Genomic DNA, 19,443 nt, shown 5'->3' on the forward strand with positions numbered 1-19,443 from the left:
CTCAACCCGCGTACCGCGACGCCGATATGTGTACACCGTTTGAGGAATTCAGCACTAGCTTCCATGACGGCGACAGCAAGGTCCAAATCTACCCGTGGGAGTCCCCCCGTCGGCCGGGCCGCGCCACGGAGTGTGGGACCGCCGCAGCGGCGAACGGTCCGTCCGGGGTCGTGCGGCCCCGGACGGACCGTTCTTCACTCGCGCGCGATCCGCGACTGTGCGTCAGCGCAGGCCGAACGCCCGAATCACCGTCTGGTGAACCGCGTTGCCCGCCGAGTCCTCGGCGCTCGCCCTGAGCGACACGTAGGACGCTTTCTTCGGCGCGTCCAGGCGGTACCGCCCGTCGTGATCAGAGGTGGCCCTGTGCCACGTCGTGCCGCCGTCGTAGGACATTTCCAAGGTCACCGCGCCGACCCGGCCCGCGCCGACGGCACCCGGCAGCTGAGCGGCGGTGACGGTCAGGGGGTCGTGCCGTCCGGCCCGCCCGGCCGAGTCGGTGCCGACCTCGTAGTCGATCTGCACCAGCGGCAACACCGCGTCGGAGCCGTCCGCCGTCGCCTTCGAGGTGAAGGCCCACTCGGTGCGGGTGCTGGAGGAGTACGGGGTGAACGCCACGTCGCGCCTGCCGGTGACGACCAGCCGGTACGGCAGCTTGCCGGCGCCGGGTGCGTCACCCGAGACGTTCGTGAAGGTTCCCGTGCCCAACTCCGTGGTGCCCTGGTAGAGGGTCTGCCGCTGCTCTGCTCCGCCGTCGATCTGGTTCATGCCGACGTGGTTGCGGCTGCCCCAGGCGGGGGTGTCGATGTACAGGTGGTCACCCTTGCGCGTGGGCAGACTGTAGACGTCGTTCAGGTACGGTCGTTCGATCGGCTTGAACCACTGCTCGGACTGCGTGCTGCCCGCCCGGTAGGAGGTCTTGGCCCCGGCTTCGAAGACCATGCCGTCCGCGTAGGCGCTCTGGCTCCAACTGTTGAAGCCCCCGGTGGAGACCCAGTCGGTGCGCTTCCCCCGCACCGGCTCCGGCATCATTCCGCCGATGGCCCAGTCGTTGTAGGCGGGCCAGTCGAACCGGAACTCGCCGCCGGTGCTGCCCGGGGCCGGGCTGTCGAAGGTCTCGTCGACCCGGGCGAGGTTCTTGGAACTTCCCTCCACCACCATGCGGATGGGGATCTCGTTGTGCCAGGTCCGGTCGAGGTCGTAGACGTACGGGCTCACGGGCGCGGAGCCGACCGTGACCGAAGCGCCTCGGGCCTGGGCCTGGTGGACGAGCTTCTCGCCCTCGTCGGTGCTGAGCAGGCCCACGTCGAGCGGGATGGGCAGCGAGCTGAACGGCGCGTTGTAGGAGCGGAAGCCGCGGCCGTCCACGTTGTTCACGACCAGCATGAGCTTCGCGCCCGCGGCCATCGCAGCGGCTGCCTGGTCCCTGTCGGACACGTCGTCGTTACGGCGTACCACCACGGCCTTGCCGTGCACGTCGAGGTGAGCGTAGTCGGTGCTCGCACCCTCCCCGGCGAAGACCAGGGGGAGCTTGACGCTGCCCTTGGGCAGGGGGGTGACGCCGTCCTGGCGCAGCACGTCGGTGAAATCGGTCGTCCGGGTGGAGACGGACAGTGCCGGCTGCTCCTTGCGCCACCGAGCGGCCAGGTAGAAGTCGCCGTGGGTGACCTTGTGAGTGGTCGGCTGGGCCCACAGGCTGTCGTAGTTGGTCTGGGTCTCCATGTAGTCCCGCCAGTTCTGGCCGCCCATCAGGCGGGTGTAGTCCAGGCGCTGGTAGGTGGTCTCGGTCCGCCGCGGGGCCGTCATGTCGATGCGGTCGACCTTGGACGCGTCGAGGGTGACGGTGGTGTCACGGTCCAGTCGGACGTCCGGGTCGCCCAGCAGTGCCATGCCCCACGAGTGGGGACCGTGGACGCCCTGCACCGTCTTGAAGGACAGCACCGAGTACACGTCGTTGGGCAGGTACATCTGCGCCGTACCGGAGTCGTCGATCACGACGAACTGCGGGACGTCGTCACCGGACCTGAGCAGTTCGACCACGCCGGAAATGGGCCGCCCCTGGGCGCCCTTGAACTCCATGGTCAGTTTGTGCTCGACGTCCCCGAGGGAGACGGCGGTGTGCGCCGCGACGTCGCCGGCCGCGGTCTTCGCGACGACCTGGCCGGTGTACCGGCCGTCGTCGGTGGCGATGCCCGACCCGTCGATCGTCACGGTGACACCGGCGGTCCCGTGCGCGGGCACGACCACCTCGGAGGCGGAGAGCCGGAACAGCCCGGCGGGGGCGTGTGCCGCCTCGACGCTCAGCGCGAGGGTGACGGGCGTGTCCGTGGTGTTGGTGTACGTCACCGCGCGCCGCACACCGTCGGTGGGATTCTGCGGAACCTGCGCGGCGTACGCGGTCGCCGTGGCGAAGACTCCGGCATGCGAGGCCGCGGCGACATCGAGGCGTCCGCTGCCTGCCTGGAAGGCGTCGTACTGCGGGGTCTGCCGGGAACTGCTGGCCAGCAGATCCTTCAGCTGGCTTCCGGTGAGGTCCGGATGAGCGGCGGCCATCAGCGCGGCGGCGCCGGTCACGTGGGGCGTGGCCATGGAGGTGCCGCTCATGGTCTGGTAAGCGCCCTCGCCGTTGCCGTCGAACTGGGAGTTGGCCGCGAGGATGTCGACGCCGGGGGCGGTTATCTCCGGCTTCAGCGCGCCGTCCACGCGGGGACCCTGGCTGGAGAAGTCGGCCACGGAGTCGTCGGAGTCGACGGCGCCCACGGTCAGCGCGTCGCTCGCCGCGCCCGGTGCGCCGATGGTGCCGGTTGCCCCCGCGTTGCCGGCGGCGACGACGAACAGCGCGCCGGTCTCGGCGCTGAGCCTGTCGACGGCCTGGCTGAGGGGGTCGGTCCCGTCGGACGCCTGGCCGTCACCAAGGCTCATGTTGATGACCTTGGCGTGCTGGTCGACCGCGGCCCATTCCATGCCGGCCAGGACCCAGGAGGTCTGACCGGACCCGGTGTCGTCCAGCACCTTGCCGATGTCGAGGCGGGCGCCGGGCGCGACACCCTTCTCCCTGCCCTCGGAGGCCGCGCCCGTGCCGGCGATGATGGACGCGACATGCGTGCCGTGACCGAAGTGGTCGTCCGTGTTCTCGTCCGGTACGAAGCTCTGCCGGCCCGCGACGCGGTCCGCGAGGTCGGGGTGTTCTGCGTCGACGCCGGTGTCGAGGACGGCCACGTCAACGCCCTGTCCGGTATTGCCGTCCGCCCAGACCTGGGGGGCACCGATCTGCGCCGTGCTGTCGGCAAGGTCGGCATGGACGAGGCCGTCCAGCCAGATGTGCGCGATCCCGTCGGCGAAGGCCGGTGCGGCGGACTGCTTGCGGGCTCCGTCGGTCGTCGCCGTCCCGGCCACGGACTTCCAGAAGTCCGCGGCGTGCGAGCGGTCCGCGCTGAGGGCAGCGCCGTTGATGCCGTCGAGGGTACGGACCCGGGTCGCCCCGTCGGGCAGGGCGGCGGCCTTGCGGCGCGTGTCGGCGGAGTGCGTGTAGGAGACGATGAGCGGCAGCCGGTCACGGTGCGCGTCGTCGTACCTGTCGGCGATCATGGCCGTGATGTTGAACAGCTGCCGGTCCAGGATGCCCTTGGCCACGAAGGGCAGCACGGACTGGGGGAACACGTAGAGGTCGTCGCCCGACGTCAGGATGTGGGTCTCTACCGGGCGCCCGTCGGCACCGCGGACACTGACGATGCCTCCGGTCCCGTTGCCGGTGCCTGAGCTCTGCCGGGTGGTGACCACGTCACCGGTGATCAGCGTGACGGAGTGGTCGCCGACGGGCACCCGGTCGGACGTGGACACGGTGGACGGGGAGTCGGCGGCGACGGAATGTGCTGCCGAGGACGCGAAGGCCATCGCGTCGTAGGGGCCTGCCAGCGCGAGGACCAGAGCGCCGGCGGCAACCGGCACGCTCCAGCGTCTGCGGTGGTGTGCTTTCACAAGGTCTCTCCCGGCTCTGCAATCGGGCAGAGCACGGTCGTCCTCTGCCGTCCACGTGGCGCCCCCTGACCGGTCGTAGGCACACCGAGGGGTGCTCGGAGCCCTTCCACAGGTGGCGTGAACGTTCAGAGTGAAGGCTTGTGAATGACGAATGTCTAGATCAAACTCGTGTCGCACATCGCCAGTTGGCGATTCGCGTCACGACCGTCCCGACTACTCCTCGGGCGGTGGTCACTGGGAGGGCGGCCGGTGCTGAGCACCCTGGGGATCAGCGAGTTCGAGGAACGGGTCTACCGCACCTATCTGACCAAGTCGGACCGGACGACTGCCGAGATCGCCGAGACCCTTGGCAGCACGCCCAGCCGGATCAGGCGCGCCGTCTCCCGACTGGTGGAGCTGGGCATGCTGAGAAAGGAAGGACACGGCCAGTACCGGCCGGTCAGCCCGCACACCGCGCTGAGGGCACTGCTGGCCAGACGCCGAGCCGAGACCGAGGCGGCGTTCACCGCGGTGTGGGGCACCGTCGACGACCTGGCGGACGAATACCGCGCCCGTCGGCTGCAGGAGGATCCGACCGGACTGGTGGAAGTGATCACCGGCGAGGCGGAGATCACGCTGCGTGTCGCGGAACTGATGCAGTCGGTCCGCACTCATTTCTGGGTGCTCGATCGACCCCCCTATCTGGGCCCCTACAGCACCGAGTTGGAGGAGGCCCTGACGATGGACCTGCTGGGCCGCGGCGTCGACATACGATCGGTGTACACCCCGGAGGCACTGGCGCAGCCGGACCGTTTCGAGCTGATCACCCACCTCGCCCAGATCGGCGAGCAGGCCCGCATCCTGCCGGCTCTGCCGTTCAGACTGCGCATCATGGACCGACGCGTCGCGCTCGTCGCGCTGGTCCCGGGCCGCTACGACAGGATCGCCGTCGTGCACCAGTCGGGCCTGCTCGACGCACTCCTCGAGCTGTTCGACTCCTACTGGCAGCGTGCGCAGTCCCTCGTCGCGACCGATCCGTCGACGCCCGGCGGGCCGAGCGCGCAAGACATCCTGCTGCTGAAGATGATGCAGGCGGGATACAAGGACCAGGCAATCGCCCGGCAGTTGGGGACGAGCACTCGCACCGTTACCCGCCGGATCGCGGCGATCGCGTCCGGGCTCGGCCTCGACACCCGCTTTCAGGTGGGAGCCGAGGCCGCCAAGAGGGGTTGGATCTGACACCCGGGGTTGGTCAAGTCCGTGTGTGTCGACATGGACGATCTCCCCCGTAGATCCTCACTCCCGCTCCCCCGCCGACCGGACAGGCTAAGGTCCCGACGTGGGAGACATGACGAGGGTGGAGCCCGGGAGTCCCGCCCGGACGCGACTCGTCTGCCAGGCCCCCGGGGCGACGAACCTGCCCGGAGCGACCAGCGCGCGGTGACAACCGCGCGGCCGTGACCGCACATCCACTGCCCCGACAAGGCCACGGGTGTCAGAGCTCGGGACGCAGCACCGCCGCCGGCTGGGGGGGCAGCCCGTGCACCCCCTGGGCTGGTCCGAGAGCCGTCAGGCGTCCTTGGCGCTCATCGCGTCCGACTGCACGCTGCTCGATGTTGCCAGGGCAACGAACAGCGGCATCTTGTACAGCGGAGGGGGTTCGCCTGCCAGCCCCAGTCGCTGCCAGGCCAGCCGGGCGGAGAACTTCAGCACCCGACGCGCGCGCATGACGAGCAGGAAGGCGAGTGGCAGCTCCACCAACACAGCCGAGGCTATGCTGCCCCACACGTCGCCTCGCCCCAGACTCAGGGAGATGTCGAACCAGGCATCGCAGACCAGAAGCGTCGCCGCCACGAAGGACATCGGAACCAGGGCCTGCCGTCTCAGCCAGACTGCCGCCCCGGCACCGGCCAGCGAGACGAGCAGCATGATGTCAAAGCCCACCCACACCATGGGCCAGTACCGAGCCTCATAGCGATCGGGCAATGAGACAGCCAGATAGACGGTCCACGGGACGAGCACGATCACGCACAAGGCGAACTGCCCCACCGCCCGTCGGTGGCGGCGGCGCAGCGTGGAACTGTCCGGTACGAGTGCCTTGGCCGTCTCACCTGTCGAGGCGGTGGGGTTGCGCTGCTCGCTCATCTCTGCCTGTCCCTGATATCAGCTCCGGGCCCGAGCCGACTCCGTCGGTGACCGCACTGCTGATCGCATCACACGGGCAGCACACGGGCATCAGGAGGCCATGCCGCGAAACCTGTGGATCGTTCCTCGATACTACGGCGCGCGCATTTGGCGTCCGCAGCCGGACGCGGCGTCTTCCCTCGGTGCGCGGTGCGGGCACCGGCACGACGTCGAGTCGGGTGCCGGCCGGGAGGGAGCCGGTCGTGCGGGTGACGTACGTCGTCACCGGATCGGCGACCACGGAATACGCCCCTGCCGTCGATGTCGCCGAGCAGGCGTGTGTGCGTCCGGTTGCAGCACTCTGGACGGGGATCTTTGCTGGTAGGTACAGATCTGACTGCACCATGCCGCCCGACCGGGCGACCGAGGGCGGGGGTGGCCGGAGTCGGCGGCCGGGTCCGCGCACGGGTTGCCCAGGGAAGAAGTGGATGACATGGGACAGCTTGACGGCAAGGTCTGCCTGGTGACTGGCGGCTCAACCGGGATCGGTCTGGCCATAGCGCGCCGGTTCGTTGCCGAAGGCGCCACGGTGTACGTCACGGGCCGACGCGAAGCGGAGCTCGACGCGGCCGCGGAAGCCCTCGGGGACCGGGCCATCGGCATCCGGAGCGATGTCTCCCGTCTCGACGATCTCGATCGCCTCTTCGCCTCCATCCAGGCCGGCAGCGGACGGCTGGACGTGGTCGTCGCCAACGCCGGCAGCGCCGGGCTGGCGCGGTTGGGCGAGATCACCGAGGAGCAGTACCGATCAACCTTTGACATCAACGTCAAGGGCACGATCTTCACCGTGCAGAAGGCGCTCCCGTTGCTGCCGGACGGCGCCTCCGTGATCGTGCTCTCGTCCACGAATGCGTCGATGGGCCTTCCGGCCATGACCGTGTACAGCGCCACCAAGGCGGCCATCCGCAATTTGGCCCGTACCTGGGCCTCCGAGCTCTCGGAGCGCGGGATCCGGGTCAATGCCATCAGCCCGGGACCGATCGAGACTCCTGGCATTCGTGGTCTGGACAGCCCGTCCGATGGCGAAAAGAAACTGGCGGACAGCATCAGCGAGCAGATCCCGCTCGGCCGGATAGGGCGCCCCAGCGAGGTTGCCGCCGCGGCGGTATTCCTGGCTTCGGAGCAGAGCTCCTTCACCACGGGAGCGGAACTCTTCGTCGACGGTGGCCTTGTCCAGGTCTGAAGCCGCCTAGCGGCGACCGGCGTGCGTGAGCCGGCGCATCGGTGACGAGGGGGCCCAGAGACATCCCCCGGCCCACCGGCCGAGGGGGCGAGGGACAGGCTCTGCCAGGTTCACGGGCCTCTCAGCAAGGCGTCGCACGGGTCCCGGTCAAAGGTCGGCGCCGCGGCGGGAGCGGCGGACGCCGCCGGACCTCCACTCAGCGGAAGCCCGAAGGCGGACGCCGTGGCGGTGCCCATGGCCGAGCGCCGCTAGTCGAAAAAGCCCACGCCTGAGTCCCCTTCGGGGAGTGGTCGTGTAGATGTGCCGCTGCCAGGCGAGGGCTCCGATCCGTGCCGTCCCGTGCCGGCGCGTTCCGCCGGCCGACCGGCGCGGCCCCGGCACTCGGGCCTCACACGACGTCCACATCCCGTACAACTTGTGGCTGTTCCCCCGCCACGGCCTCTGCGCTAGCCTCTCTGGCCGTCGTCCCCCGCCTGTGGCAAGGCCACCGATCACGACCGACACGGCGGTCGGGCCGGCTTCCCTCTGGCGTTGTCGAGTGCACCCAGGAGAGAAGCACAGCCGTGAACCATGTCGATGCGCCCGTGCGGGACGCGCGCGGTCCGGCCGGGCCGGACGTCCCGCCGCCCGGTGGACTTCAGGCCCTGCTCACCGAGGGCACCCTCGCCGTGGTCGACGACGGTGATCTGCGCACCGGCCGAGACCGCTTCGAACGCGCCTACCGGATCGCCGAGTCGAGGGGCGATGAACGGGCGATGTCGGTGGCCGCCCTCGGCTTCGGCGGCCTGTGGGTGCACGAGCACCGGACGGTCGCCGGCTCGGTACTCCTGGAATCGCAGATCCGCCGGGCGCTGGAGTTGCTGGACCCGCGGTCCTCCCTGGCACTGAGGCTGCGGATCAGGCTGGCCGGGGAGGGCGCCTACCGCAGCGGCGACAACACGGCGGTACTGGCGCTGCTCGAGCAGGCGAGTTCGCGGCGGAATCCGATGGCGCGCGCGGAGGCTCTGAGCCTGGCCCATCACTGCCTGGTCGGCCCGGAGAACGGCACGCTTCGCCGGGAACTGGCCGCCGAGCTGGTCGCGGAGAGCTTCCGTACCTCCCGCCGCAGTGATCTGCTGATGGGTCTGCTGTGGCAGACGGTCGACATGTTCCTGGACGGTGACCCGCACGCGGAACGCTGCCTGGCGGAGCTTCGCGGCCTGCTGGCCGAGCGGGACCATCTCGCGGTGGGTTTCGTCGTGAGCGCGATGGAGGTCATGCTCGCCGTCCGCGCGGGCCGCCTCGACGAGGCCGAGGCCCTGGCCAGGACGTGCGCCGAGCGCGGGGTCGCCGCCGGTGATGTCAACGCCACGGTGTGGCATGCCGCGCAGTTGGTGACCGTCCGCTGGTACCAGGGCCGGGTGCTGGAACTCGTGCCGCTGCTCAGCGAAGTGGTCAACTCCCCTACGCTGAGCGCCGTGGACGATCACGCCCGGGCCGCGCTGGCGGTGGCCGCGGCGACGGCCGGGGACCGGCGGAAGGCGGTCAGTGCGCTGGCCACGCTGTGCGGCCGCGACCTCGGCGACCTGCCGGTGTCGAGCAGTTGGATGGTGACGATGCACGGTGTCGCGGAGGCCGCCTATCTCCTCGACGACACCGCCACGGCGGCACGGGTCTACGCGTTGCTGAGTCCCTACGGTCACCTGCCGATGGTGGGCAGTCTCGCCGTCGCCTGCTTCGGCTCGGCCCACCACGCGCTGGGGGTCGCCGCGTTGACCGTGGGAGACGTCGACCGGGCCGTGACCCATCTGCGGTACGCGGTACGGCAGAATCTCGCCCTCCCGCACTGGCCGGCGGTCACGGCCTCCCGGGACCGGCTGGCGGAGGCGCTCGTACGGGCCGGCCGGCAGGCCGAGGCCGACGCCGTCCGCAAAGAGCTCGCGATGGCTGCCGAGGGGGCCCCGCCGGCGCCGCCGGAGATTGCCGGGCATGACAGCCCGGGTCCGCAGGGCGAGGACGGGCACGGGCGGCCCGCGGCGTTCTGCACCCGGTTGGGCCGCAAGTGGCGGATCGACTTCGGCGGGCGCAGCGTCCTGGTGGAGCACAGCGTGGGAATGCTCCACCTGGTGGTGCTGATCGCCAACCCCAGCCAGGAGATCCGCGCCGTCGACCTCGTGGCAGGGCTGACCGCGCTCAACGCGGCCGCCGAGCATACGGCCCCGTCCGGGCAGCCGGTTCTGGACCGGGTGGCGACGCAGGAGTACCGAAAACGTCTGGCCCGGCTGCGCACCGAACTGGACGAGCTCAAGGCGGCCGACGACCATGATCGCGCCGCCGTGGCCCAGGTCGAACACGACTGGGTGATGAGCCGGCTTGCGGGTGCCACGGGTCTGGGCGGACGCGCCCGCCGATTCCCCGAGGGCGAGGAGCGCTCCCGGGTCGCGGTGAGCAAGGCCATCCGCCGGGCACTGGACCGGATCACGGCAGCGGATCCGGTGATCGGTGAACACCTACGGCACGCGGTGCACACCGGGGTGCGGTGCTCGTACTGGCCGGCATGACGTGTGCCCAACGCGTGCCCGGCCCGCGGCCCCGACCGGCCCGCAGGGCTGACCGCCTTGCTCCTGGACGACCGGCAGGTGGATCTCAACGCGATCCGCACCCTGCACGCGGCCCGTTGTGCCGGGTTCTGCGACGCCGCCACGGCCGAGCGGCCGGCCCACGCCGTTCCCGGCACCGTCCTGCCCTGCAGCTTCGACTGCACGCTCGAACTCCTCGCGGACCTGGATGTCGTGGCACAGCCAGGTCTGTACTTGATCGCCGCCGCCCTGTCCCGACGTTTCACCCTCCCGGCCTGGAGCGTGCGGTGGCTGATGAGGCAGAATCTGGCGCGGCCAGGCATCTGTCGGCTGATCTGCGCCGTTCTGACGTGCTGAGTCCCTGAACCGGGCCCTCGCCGCACGGGAGGCGGTCCCGGCTACGGCTGCGTCGTCGTACTGGTCGATGCCGGAAGTCGGCGGAGAGGACCGGCTGAGAAGACGGCAGGTCGGGGAGCGAAGTGGAGCCATGACGGGGATGGACGCACCGGCCGAGGACGATCCAGGCCCGACGGGACTCGGCGCCGAGCCGGCGACCGACCTCGAGACCCTGCTCGCGGCAGCCACCCGGGCGCTCGTCGTCGAGGGTGACCTGCAGACCGGTCGGCGGCGGTTCGACGCGGCCTACCGGATCGCCGAGTCGACGGGTGACGCACCGGCGATGGCCGTCGCGGCGCTCGGCTTCGGTGGTCTCTGGGTCCACGAACACCGCACTGTCACGGGTTCCGCGCTGCTGCGGTCACGGCTGCGTCACGCGTTGTCGCTCCTCGCCCCGGACTCCCCGCTCGCTCTGCGGCTGCGGGTCAGGCTTGCCAGCGAGACCGACTACCGGGCCGGTGAGCACGCCGCGATACTCGCCCTGCTCGACGAGGTCAGGCTGACAGCCGACCCGGTGGCGCGGGCGGAGGCCCTCAGCCTCGCCCACCACTGCGTGCTCGGCCCGGACCACGGCGCCTTACGCCGAGAACTGTCGGTCGATCTCGTCGCCGAAAGCTTCCGCACCGCACGGCACAGCGACCTGTTGATGGGCCTCCTCTGGCAGACGGTCGACCTGTTCCTCGACGGCGATCCGCATGCCGAACGCCGTCTGGCCGAGCTGCGGGACCTGCTGGCCGAGCGGGATCACCTCACGGTCGGCTTCGTGGTGAGTGCGATCGAGGTGATGCTCGCCATCCGGGCGGGCCGCCTCGACCAGGCCGAGACACTGGCACTCGCCTGTGCCGAGCGCGGGGCGGCCGCCGGTGACGTCGATGCCACGGTCTGGCTGGAAGGGCAACTGCTCACGATCCGGTGGTACCAGGGGCGCGTCGAAGAACTCCTGCCGCTGCTCGGGGATCTGGTGCACTCCCCCGAGCTCAGCCCGGTGGACAACCATGGTCTGGCCGCACTCGCGGTGGCCGCCGCGGTGGCCGGGGACCGGCGCAGAGCGGTCGGCGCGCTGGCCATGCTGTGCGGCCGCGACCTTGCCGACCTGCCGCGTTCGAGCAGTTGGCTGGTGACGATGAACGGCATCGTGCAGGCCGCACACCTGCTTGACGACGCCGAGACGTCGGCTCGGGCGTACGACCTGCTGAGCCCGTTCGGCCACCTGCCGATGATGGGCAGCCTCGCCGTGGCCTGTTTCGGCTCGGTGCAGCACGCTCTGGGGGTCGCGTCGTTGACCATGGGAGATCTGGACAGCGCGGTGGAGCACTTCCGCGCGGCAGTGCAGCAAAACCTCGCGCTGGCGCACTGGCCCGCGGTCATGACTTCCCGGCAGATGCTCGCGCAGGCCCTCGCCCGCCGGGGCCGGCCGGACGACGACGCCGCCGCCCGGCGCGAGCTGGCCGCCGCCGCGGAGCAGGCCGCGGCACTGCAGGACGCCGGGCGGCCCGGCGATCCGGAGGAAGAGCCGCCGGAGGCGGAGGCGACATGTGCCCGCCAGGGCCGGAAGTGGCTGATCGGTCTGGGCCGGCGGAGCACGCTCGTCGAGCACTGCATCGGGATGTTCCATCTCGCGGTGCTCATCGCCAACCCGCGTCAGGAGATCCGGGCCGTCGACCTGGTGGCGGGGCTGACCGCGCTCGACGGTGCCCTCGGGGGTAGTGCCTTGTCGAAGCAGCCGACGCTGGACCGGGTGGCGGAAGACGAGTACCGACGCCGCCTGACAGGGCTGCGTTCCGAGATGGCCGGCCTCGAGTCGCGGGACGTGCACGAGGAAGCTGCCGGCTCCCGCCGCGAACACGACTGGCTGGTGACCCAGCTGGCCGGTGCCGCGGGACTGGGTGGGCGCCTCCGCCGCTTCGCCGAGGCCGACGAACGAGCGCGGATCTCCGTGGGCAAGGCGATCCGCCGCGCGCTGCAACGGATCACGGATGCCGACCCGTTGATCGGTGAACACCTGCGTCACACCGTGCACACCGGACTACGGTGCTCCTACTGGCCCACGTGACGTACGTCCGGGACTTCCCCGTGCGCACGCGGACGGGCTTGCGCGAGCCCGGTCCTGCGGGCCGCCGGCCTGCCCTGTCCCGGGTGTGGAACCCGTCGGGGCCGCCGGCGGTGGCGCACCGTACCCGGTCAACCGCCCGCTCGCTACTGCCTTCCCAAGCCGCGGCACCAGTGGGTCGGCGTCGGCCGCCCGGCAGTCCCGTGGACGGTCCGCGTCACAGCGCGGTCAGCGTCTGCCAGGTCGTCGACGCGACGACCCCGTCCGCCGGAAGGCTGTGGGCGGACTGAAAGGATTGCGTCGCGCTGCCGGTGGACGCGCCGAAGACGCCGTCCACGCTCAGCGCGGCCCCGTGGGCGTTGAGCTGGCGCTGCAACGCCGTCACCGCCGGCCCGCCGCTGCCCTGCCGCAGGGCAACGGCGAGGGCCCGCCAGGTCGCCGGTCCGACGATCCCGTCGACGGACAGACCGCGGCTGGACTGGAAGGACTGCACCGCGCTGCCGGTGGACGCGCCGAAGACGCCGTCCACGCTCAGCGCGGCCCCGTGGGCGTTGAGCAGGTACTGCGCGGTCCTGACCCGCTCACCGCTCGCCCCCTGCTGAACCACCGGCCAGCCGGCGCTCGGCAGCGGCGTACCGCGGCCGGCGGGCACGGGGAAGGGAGCGGGAAGGAGCAGCTGTGTGTTGCGGGCATCGGCCGCTCCACGGCGCTTGCCGATGCCGGCCGCCACCGCCTGGAGGTCGTTGGCCGCCAGCTCGCGTCCCAGTGAGGCCAGCGCCGCCGGGGTGCTGGTGTCCCCGTTGTACGACAGCGGTGCGTCGGAGTCGACCATGGTCGTGAAGATCGACAGGATGCCGCCGCCTTCGGCGATCTCGAAGATCCGGCTCTGGATGGGCCAGTCGATGTGCGACGCCGTGTTCACCTCCCAGAAGCCGTTGCCGATGACGGACGGCCAGGAAGTCCTGTGGGCCGAGATGTTGTTGGTGTGGGTGTGGCCGTCGACCATGAGGATCACGTTCGGGAAGCGCAGCAGCAGGTCGCGGAGTTCCGTGCCGCCGTACGGTGACTCGCTGTCCGTGTTGTCCATGGAGTCGAGCGTGTGATGGCAGCAGATGACGATGAGTTTGTCGGTCACGCCAGGCTGGGTGACAACCGTCCTGGCCTTGGTGCCGTCGGAGTCGTCGAGTTCGTAGCGTGAGCTGTTGGCCTTGAGCTGGGCGTTCAGCCAGTCCCACTGGTTGGTGTCGATGGCGCCGTTGGCACCGCCGCTGGTGTTGGTCGTGTCCAGCACAAGGAACTGGAACACGTCGCCGGTCCCCGAGGGAATCGCGTAGTAGCCCTTGTCGCTGCCGGAGGTGAAGCCGTGACCGCGCGGGACACCGGTGGTGTTGAAGTGCTCCGCGATGAAATCGCTCCGCGCGAGCAGCCGCCGGGACGGGTCTGCCGTCACGTGGGCGGTCTGGAGGGTGAACTCGCCCGTCAGTACGTCCTCCAGCAGGTCCAGATAGTACGTCGCGGTGTTGTCGAAGACGTCCGGGACGCCCTCGATCTCCGTCAGTTTGGTGGAGCCGGTGGCGATGCTCTTGAGCGGGTCGAAGGGGAGAATGTCGATCGGTACGTTGCCCTGGACGAGCGCGTCGTGGTTGCCGTAAGCGGCGTACCAGGGCATGCCCAGCCCGGTCGCCGTGAACGATCTGCGGGCGGCGTTCAGCAGGCCGCTCACGACGGGAAAGCCGTGCTGGGCGTTGTTGTCGGGCGGAGTCTGCCGTGCTTCCGGATGCCAGTAGTGGGTCTCCGTCCCGAACTGGCCGCCGGCCACGCTCTCGTCCTTGGTGAGGTCACCGGAGTTGGGGCGCACCGTATTGCCGTCGAGCAGGTCGATGTACCAACGCGACTCGTTGTACTGGCAGTTGTCGACCGCGTCGCCCGTGACAACGGTGAAGGCCAGCGGTGTGCTCGTCCGCGGGCTGCGGAGGACCTGCCGGACGGCTCGGCACATCGCGTCGGTCGTGTGTGTCGAAAGGAATTCGTGCGCGCGGTACGCCGATTCGGTCGGGTACGAGTTGTAGTGCGGAGGTCCGTAGTCCGCGAGCCGGTCCAGACACTCGACCCGCAACGGCGACTGGTCGTCGACGATGTGCAGGTCGGACATCTGGGCGAAGGCGATCAGCGACCGGGTGACCTGCGGCGAGGTGGCGAGGGTGAAGTCGTTGCGGATGATGTGCGGTTCGCCGGGCCCGGCGACCACGCCGTGGTATCCCAGTCCCAGGTCGGGACCGACCTGCACGGTCTGGTCCAGGGTGGTGAGCCCGAATGCGGCACCGGTGCCGAGAGGTGGCGATGCGGCACTGGCGACGGCGCGCAGACCGCCGGTATCGATGGCCGCGGCCACCAGGGCCACTCCGGTAGCGGTCAGGATCCTGCGCCGGGAGATTGTCATGTCTCATCCTTCGGTGTGGGGCGTGACATGCTGCGAAGTCGTCGTTCGCCCGTCGCGCACCCCTTGGACCGCGGTGGAGTCCCGAGGGGGCCCGTGACGGGTGGGTTGCGGGGAGGCGGAAACCCGCGCAGGTGCCGGTCCCGCCGCTCGGGGGTGGAGCCGGCACCTGCGTTCGGGCGGAGGAGCGGGACGGGTCAGTTGTCGCCGGACCCGTCACAGGCCGCCGAAGGTGTGAGTGGCGCGCAGCTGGAGCGAGCAGGACTCCCAGGCCGACCAGGTGGTGCTACCGGGGTCGGTCTGTGTGCAGTGGTACAGCGTGCCCGTGGCGTCGACAGCGAACAGTTCGATCTTCCCGGCCCCGTTACGCTCGGCGGCGACGTGGCGCATTCGCAGCGTGGTGCCGCCGTACTGGGTCGATATCTGGGCCCAGGACTGCCAGGTGCCGGCGGCGGGGGCGGTCTCGAAACGGCGCCAGAGCATCCCGTCGGGGTTGGTGCCGAAGATCGCCAGGCGTCCGTCGAGGTTGCGGGCCATGTCGATGGAGTCGAGGATGCCGTCGACGGGCAGCACCCCGCCCCACTCGCTCTCCGTCTGCGCGTTGGGGACGTTCATCTTGCGCTGGATGAGGAGGCCGTCCTCCTTGATGGCGACCAGCACGGCGCGGCCGTCGGCGCCGGTCTCGACGCCAAGCTCGATCGCGGTGCCGCCGAGCTGGGTCCAGGGGGTGAACCACCCGTTCGAGGCGGTGTCGTCGTTCAGGAAGTCCTGCCAGCGGTGGCGGATGGTGTTGTCGCTGCGGGTCGCGTAGACCTGCATGCCGCCCCACTGGTCCTGGACCGCGGTCGCCGAGGTGAAGCCGGAGTCGAACTGCTCGGGCGCCGTGTAGGTGCTGCTGCCCGCGCTGGTCTGCGTGCGACGGGTCACGTAGCCGTTCTGGTCAATGGCGAACACCGCGACCCGGCCGTCCTGGTGGGTGCCGGCGGTGACGGACTGCCATCCGGGACCACTGGCGAGCTTCGTCCAGGCCTGCAGGCCACCGCCGGCGGTCTGCTGGCTGGTGTTCCACAGATTGCCCTGCGCGTCCGTGCCGAACAGCTCCAGCCTCCCGTCCTTGTTGCGGGCCACGGCGACCGGGGAACCGAGCGGGTGCGGAGCGTGCAGCGGGAAGGGGGCCGGCAGCAGCAGCTGTGTGTTGCGGTCCTGGTTGACGCCCATGCGGTTGGTGATGCCGTGGCTCACCTCCTGGGGATCGTTGGTGGCCAGCTCCCGCGCCAGGGAGGCGAGTTGCGCGGGGGTGCTGGTGTCACCGCCGAAGGAGAGGGGCGCGGCGGGGTCGACCATGGTGGTGAAGATCGAAAGGGTGGCGGGCCCGGCGGAGGAGCCGAACTCGCCCGCGTTCTGCGCGTCGGGGCTCGCCATGATCTCGATGATGCGGCTCTGGATCGGCCAGTCGATGTGCGAGGCCGTGGAGATCTCCCAGAAGCCACCGGAGATCGGGCTGGAGGCCGGCGTCGGATGCGGGACGATCTTGTTGGCGTGGGTGTGCCCGTTGACCATGGCGATCACGTTCGGGTAGCGCAGCAGCAGCGACTTGAGTTCGTCCCCGGTGTGCCGGTCCCCGAAGATGCCGCCGAAGATGCCGTCGTCGAGGTTGTCCATGGTGTTGAGCGTGTGGTGGCAGAACAGGACGTACATCTTGTCCTGCACACCGCTCTGCGTGACGATGCGGTTGCTGGTGTCGATGTAGCGCGAGCTGTTGGCCCTGAGCTGCTGTTCCAGCCAGTTGAGCTGGTCGGTGTCGATGGACCCGCCCGCGGCCCCGGAGCCGAACCCGTCGGTGTTGGTGTTGGTGGAGTCCAGGGTGATGTAGCGGATCAGGTCGCTGGAACCGGACGGGATCGCGTAGTAGGCCTTGTCGGTCCCGACGCCCTGGAATCCGTGCCCGACCGGCAGGCCGGCTGTGTTGAAGTGGTCCTCGATGAACGCCTTGCGGGTGAGCAGCCGTCTGTCGGGGTCCGCGGCGACCCGGGTCCCCTCCAGGTCCCAGGCGACCATCAGCTTGCCGAAGGTGCCGAGGTCGCTGTAGTTGTCGGGCAGGTCGGCGGAGGTGCCGGTGGTCTTGGACGAGCCGACCGTCATGCCCTGCACATCGACGAGGTTGTTGTCGATGGGCTCGTTGCCCTGCCACAGTCCGTCGTGGTTGCCGTACGCCGCGTACCAGGGCATGCCCAGGCCGTGGGAGACGAACGGCCGGCGGGCCGCGCCCACCACTCCGCTCGCGTCCAGCAGGCCCGGAACATAGGGAAATCCGAGCCCTGACGTGCCGGTGTACTGGTTGCCCGGCACCTGCTCCGGGGGCACCGACGGGTAGTAGTAGTGGTTGTCCGCGGTGCCACCGCTGGTCAGGGCGCCGCTGGAGAAGCTCTGGTCCAGGCCGATCCGGCCGGAGTCCGGGACGATGGTCCGGCCGCCGTCGAGCAGGTCGATGTACCAGCGGTTCTCGTTGTGCTGGCAGTTGTCGATCGCGTCGCCGGTGACGATGGTGAACTGCAGCGGCTTCTTGCTCCGCGGGCCTTTGCCGATCCCGGCGATGGCCTGGCACATCGCGTCGACGACCTGGGTCGAGAGGAACTCGTGACCCCGATAGGCCGAATCGGTGGGGTACGAACCGTAGTGCGGGGCGCCGGCGTCCGCGTAGCGGTCCATGAACTCGAGGCGCGCCGGCGACTGGTCGTCCACGATGTGCAGGTCGGTCATCTGCGCGAACGCCGCCAGCGCCATCGTCGGAGGGCCGAAGCGGGACCAGAGGTCGGTGCGGATGGTGTGCGGCTCCCCCGGCCCCGCGACGAGCCGCTGGTACCCCGCACCCTGGGCGTAACTCGCCCGCTGCACCGTCTGGTCCCACGTGGTGACCACCTGCACGTCCGACGGGGAGGCGGCCGCCGCCTTGCCGGTTGCGACCGAGGTCGCCGCTTCGGCGGCAGCGCGGAAACCACCCGCGTCGATAGCTGCCGCCACCACGCCCACTCCGGTCGTCGTCAATAGCATTCTTCGCGAGATACCCACGCCATGTCTCCCAGAAAAGGTCCAACCTCGTCTCCCCTTACGGCGTTCCATTCCGTTCCACCTCGTTCCACGGGCACGGTCCGGCGCGGGAGGCGTCACCCGACGTCGATGCCTACGCCGATGTCGCAGCTCTCGGCCCCATCGGCACCGACCCGCACACCCCGCCTCGCCGGCCCTCGGGCAGGACCACACCGACGACGCCTTGTGCAGCCCGTCCGCCTAGTGGTCCGCGCTCCACTCGCACCCAAAGGGGCACCCCCGAGTGCGGACAGGGGCCACGTCGCGCAGCGTGCCAGAGGCCGGCCCCAGCCATCCCCGACCTGGCCGGTTCAGTCGGCCGCTTTGGGCTCAGTGCTGGGGTCGCCGTCACCGAAGTCGGGGAGCTCGGTGGCCAACAGGTGCTCAGCGCCGCCCTCGAGGGCTCGGGCCGTCTCGGCGGAGCGGGGCAGCATGGTCTTCTCGTAGGCGTGGAGGGCGTCTTCGACTGTCGACGCGTTCGCCAGGGACAGGGCGAGGTCGCTCGCGTCGAGCATGGCGAGGTTGACGCCGACCCCCAACGGCGGCATGAGGTGGGCGGCGTCCCCGAGCAGGGTCACCGTCGGGTTCTGCTCCCAGGTGTGCGGCACGGGCAGGGCGAAGATCGGACGGTCCACGTAGGGGCCGTCGTTGTCGGTGATCAGCTGCTTCATGCGGGGTGACCAGTGGGCGTAGTGCTCCAGGAGCCAGGCGCGGATGGCACCGGTGTCCCGGGGCGTCAGGCCGCCCCCGGCGATCCAGTCTGCCGGGACGCGCTGGATCAGGTAGACGCGGATGTGGTCGTTGCCGTTGCGCTGGGCGAAGATGCCGCGCTCGCCGTCCGCGGCGTGCGCGCCGCCCTGACCGACCAGTTCGGCGATGTCGGGGTGATGTGCTTCGACGTCGGAGAACCACGCTTCCAGGAAGCTGACCCCGGTGTATTCGGGGACGGCCGGCGAAAGAGCCGGTCGCACACGGGAGAAGGCGCCGTCGGCCCCGATGACCAGATCGGACTCGGCGGTGGTGCCGTCGGCGAAGTGCAGCAGGCGCGGCCCCTGGGCGGGTCCGCCGACGCGGTCGAGGCCGTGGCCCCAGCGCACCGTGCCGGGGTGGAGGGAGCCGAGCAGCAGGTCGCGCAGCCGGCCGCGGTCGATTTCCGGCTTGAACAGCTCGTCGGGCCCGGGGATCCGGTGGGAGGTGATCACGCCTGTCAGGTCCATCTGTCGCATCTCCTGCCCTTCGGGGCGGGCCAGCTCGAAGAACTCGTCGAGCAGGCCGGCTTCACGCAGGGCGATCTGGCCGTTGTCGGCGTGCAGGTCCAGGGTGCCGCCCTGGTTGCGTGCGTCGGGGCCGACGTCGCGGTCGTAGACGGTGACCGCGATGCCGTGCCGCTGAAGGACGCGGGCGCAGGTCAGCCCGCCGGGTCCGGCTCCGATGATGCTGATGCGGGCGCGAGTGGGGTGAGGAGAAGTCATGGGTTCGTCCTTCGCTGCGGATGGCTGGGCGTCGCGTCCGGAGTGCGCGTTGCCGCGGTCGGGCCGCGGTGTCTCGTCCGCGCGGCCCGAGAAGCTGCGGGGCGGCGTCTACTCGTCAGCTT

10 protein-coding genes are annotated in these 19,443 nt (G+C 70.2%); 5 read left to right on the plus strand and 5 right to left on the minus strand.

The features are described from left to right. Positions 1–222: 222 nt before the first annotated feature. A complete protein-coding gene (locus tag ACZ4N4_RS28175) occupies positions 223–3,891 on the minus strand; it encodes a S8 family serine peptidase (RefSeq protein WP_467594329.1) in 3,669 nt (1,222 codons plus the stop codon). A 333-nt stretch (positions 3,892–4,224) separates the two neighbouring features. Here ACZ4N4_RS28175 and ACZ4N4_RS28180 point away from each other — a divergent pair, with 333 nt between their 5' ends. After that, on the plus strand, positions 4,225–5,193 hold the full coding sequence (locus ACZ4N4_RS28180) for a helix-turn-helix domain-containing protein (RefSeq protein ID WP_467593671.1): 969 nt from the start codon (positions 4,225–4,227) through the stop codon (positions 5,191–5,193). A gap of 330 nt (positions 5,194–5,523) precedes the next feature. On the opposite strand, the gene ACZ4N4_RS28185 is transcribed toward ACZ4N4_RS28180, so the two are convergent. After that, positions 5,524–6,099: a hypothetical protein gene (locus ACZ4N4_RS28185; RefSeq protein ID WP_467593673.1), complete on the minus strand. Its 576-nt coding sequence runs from the start codon at positions 6,097–6,099 to the stop codon at positions 5,524–5,526. A gap of 472 nt (positions 6,100–6,571) precedes the next feature. On the opposite strand from ACZ4N4_RS28185, the gene ACZ4N4_RS28190 reads away from it, so the two are divergent. The 4 genes from ACZ4N4_RS28190 to ACZ4N4_RS28205 all read left to right on the plus strand — a co-directional run bounded on the left by ACZ4N4_RS28190 (position 6,572) and on the right by ACZ4N4_RS28205 (position 12,328). Then, positions 6,572–7,321: an SDR family NAD(P)-dependent oxidoreductase gene (locus ACZ4N4_RS28190; RefSeq protein WP_467593675.1), complete on the plus strand. Its 750-nt coding sequence runs from the start codon at positions 6,572–6,574 to the stop codon at positions 7,319–7,321. A 563-nt stretch (positions 7,322–7,884) separates the two neighbouring features. After that, positions 7,885–9,861 carry a hypothetical protein gene (locus ACZ4N4_RS28195; RefSeq protein ID WP_467593678.1) on the plus strand — a complete coding sequence of 659 codons (1,977 nt, stop codon included), beginning with the start codon at positions 7,885–7,887 and terminating at the stop codon, positions 9,859–9,861. A gap of 3 nt (positions 9,862–9,864) precedes the next feature. Next, positions 9,865–10,236: a YbaK/EbsC family protein gene (locus ACZ4N4_RS28200; RefSeq protein ID WP_467593681.1), complete on the plus strand. Its 372-nt coding sequence runs from the start codon at positions 9,865–9,867 to the stop codon at positions 10,234–10,236. A 130-nt stretch (positions 10,237–10,366) separates the two neighbouring features. Continuing rightward, positions 10,367–12,328 (plus strand): hypothetical protein, encoded by a 1,962-nt coding sequence (locus ACZ4N4_RS28205; protein ID WP_467593688.1) that lies wholly within the window; start codon positions 10,367–10,369, stop codon positions 12,326–12,328. Positions 12,329–12,542: 214 nt separating this feature from the next. Here ACZ4N4_RS28205 and ACZ4N4_RS28210 read toward each other — a convergent pair whose 3' ends face one another. The 3 genes from ACZ4N4_RS28210 to ACZ4N4_RS28220 all read right to left on the minus strand — a co-directional run bounded on the left by ACZ4N4_RS28210 (position 12,543) and on the right by ACZ4N4_RS28220 (position 19,321). Continuing rightward, positions 12,543–14,765: a TIGR03767 family metallophosphoesterase gene (locus tag ACZ4N4_RS28210; protein ID WP_467593692.1), complete on the minus strand. Its 2,223-nt coding sequence runs from the start codon at positions 14,763–14,765 to the stop codon at positions 12,543–12,545. Between the two features lie 213 nt (positions 14,766–14,978). After that, positions 14,979–17,813, minus strand: coding sequence for a TIGR03767 family metallophosphoesterase (locus tag ACZ4N4_RS28215; RefSeq protein WP_467593695.1), 2,835 nt, complete (start codon positions 17,811–17,813; stop codon positions 14,979–14,981). Positions 17,814–18,160: 347 nt separating this feature from the next. Continuing rightward, the gene (locus ACZ4N4_RS28220; protein ID WP_467593698.1) at positions 18,161–19,321 is read right to left on the minus strand and encodes an FAD-dependent oxidoreductase; all 1,161 of its coding nucleotides are present in this window, start codon (positions 19,319–19,321) and stop codon (positions 18,161–18,163) included. Between the last annotated feature and the right edge of the window lie 122 nt (positions 19,322–19,443).

Source organism: Streptomyces sp. NPDC026538 (assembly GCF_055567535.1).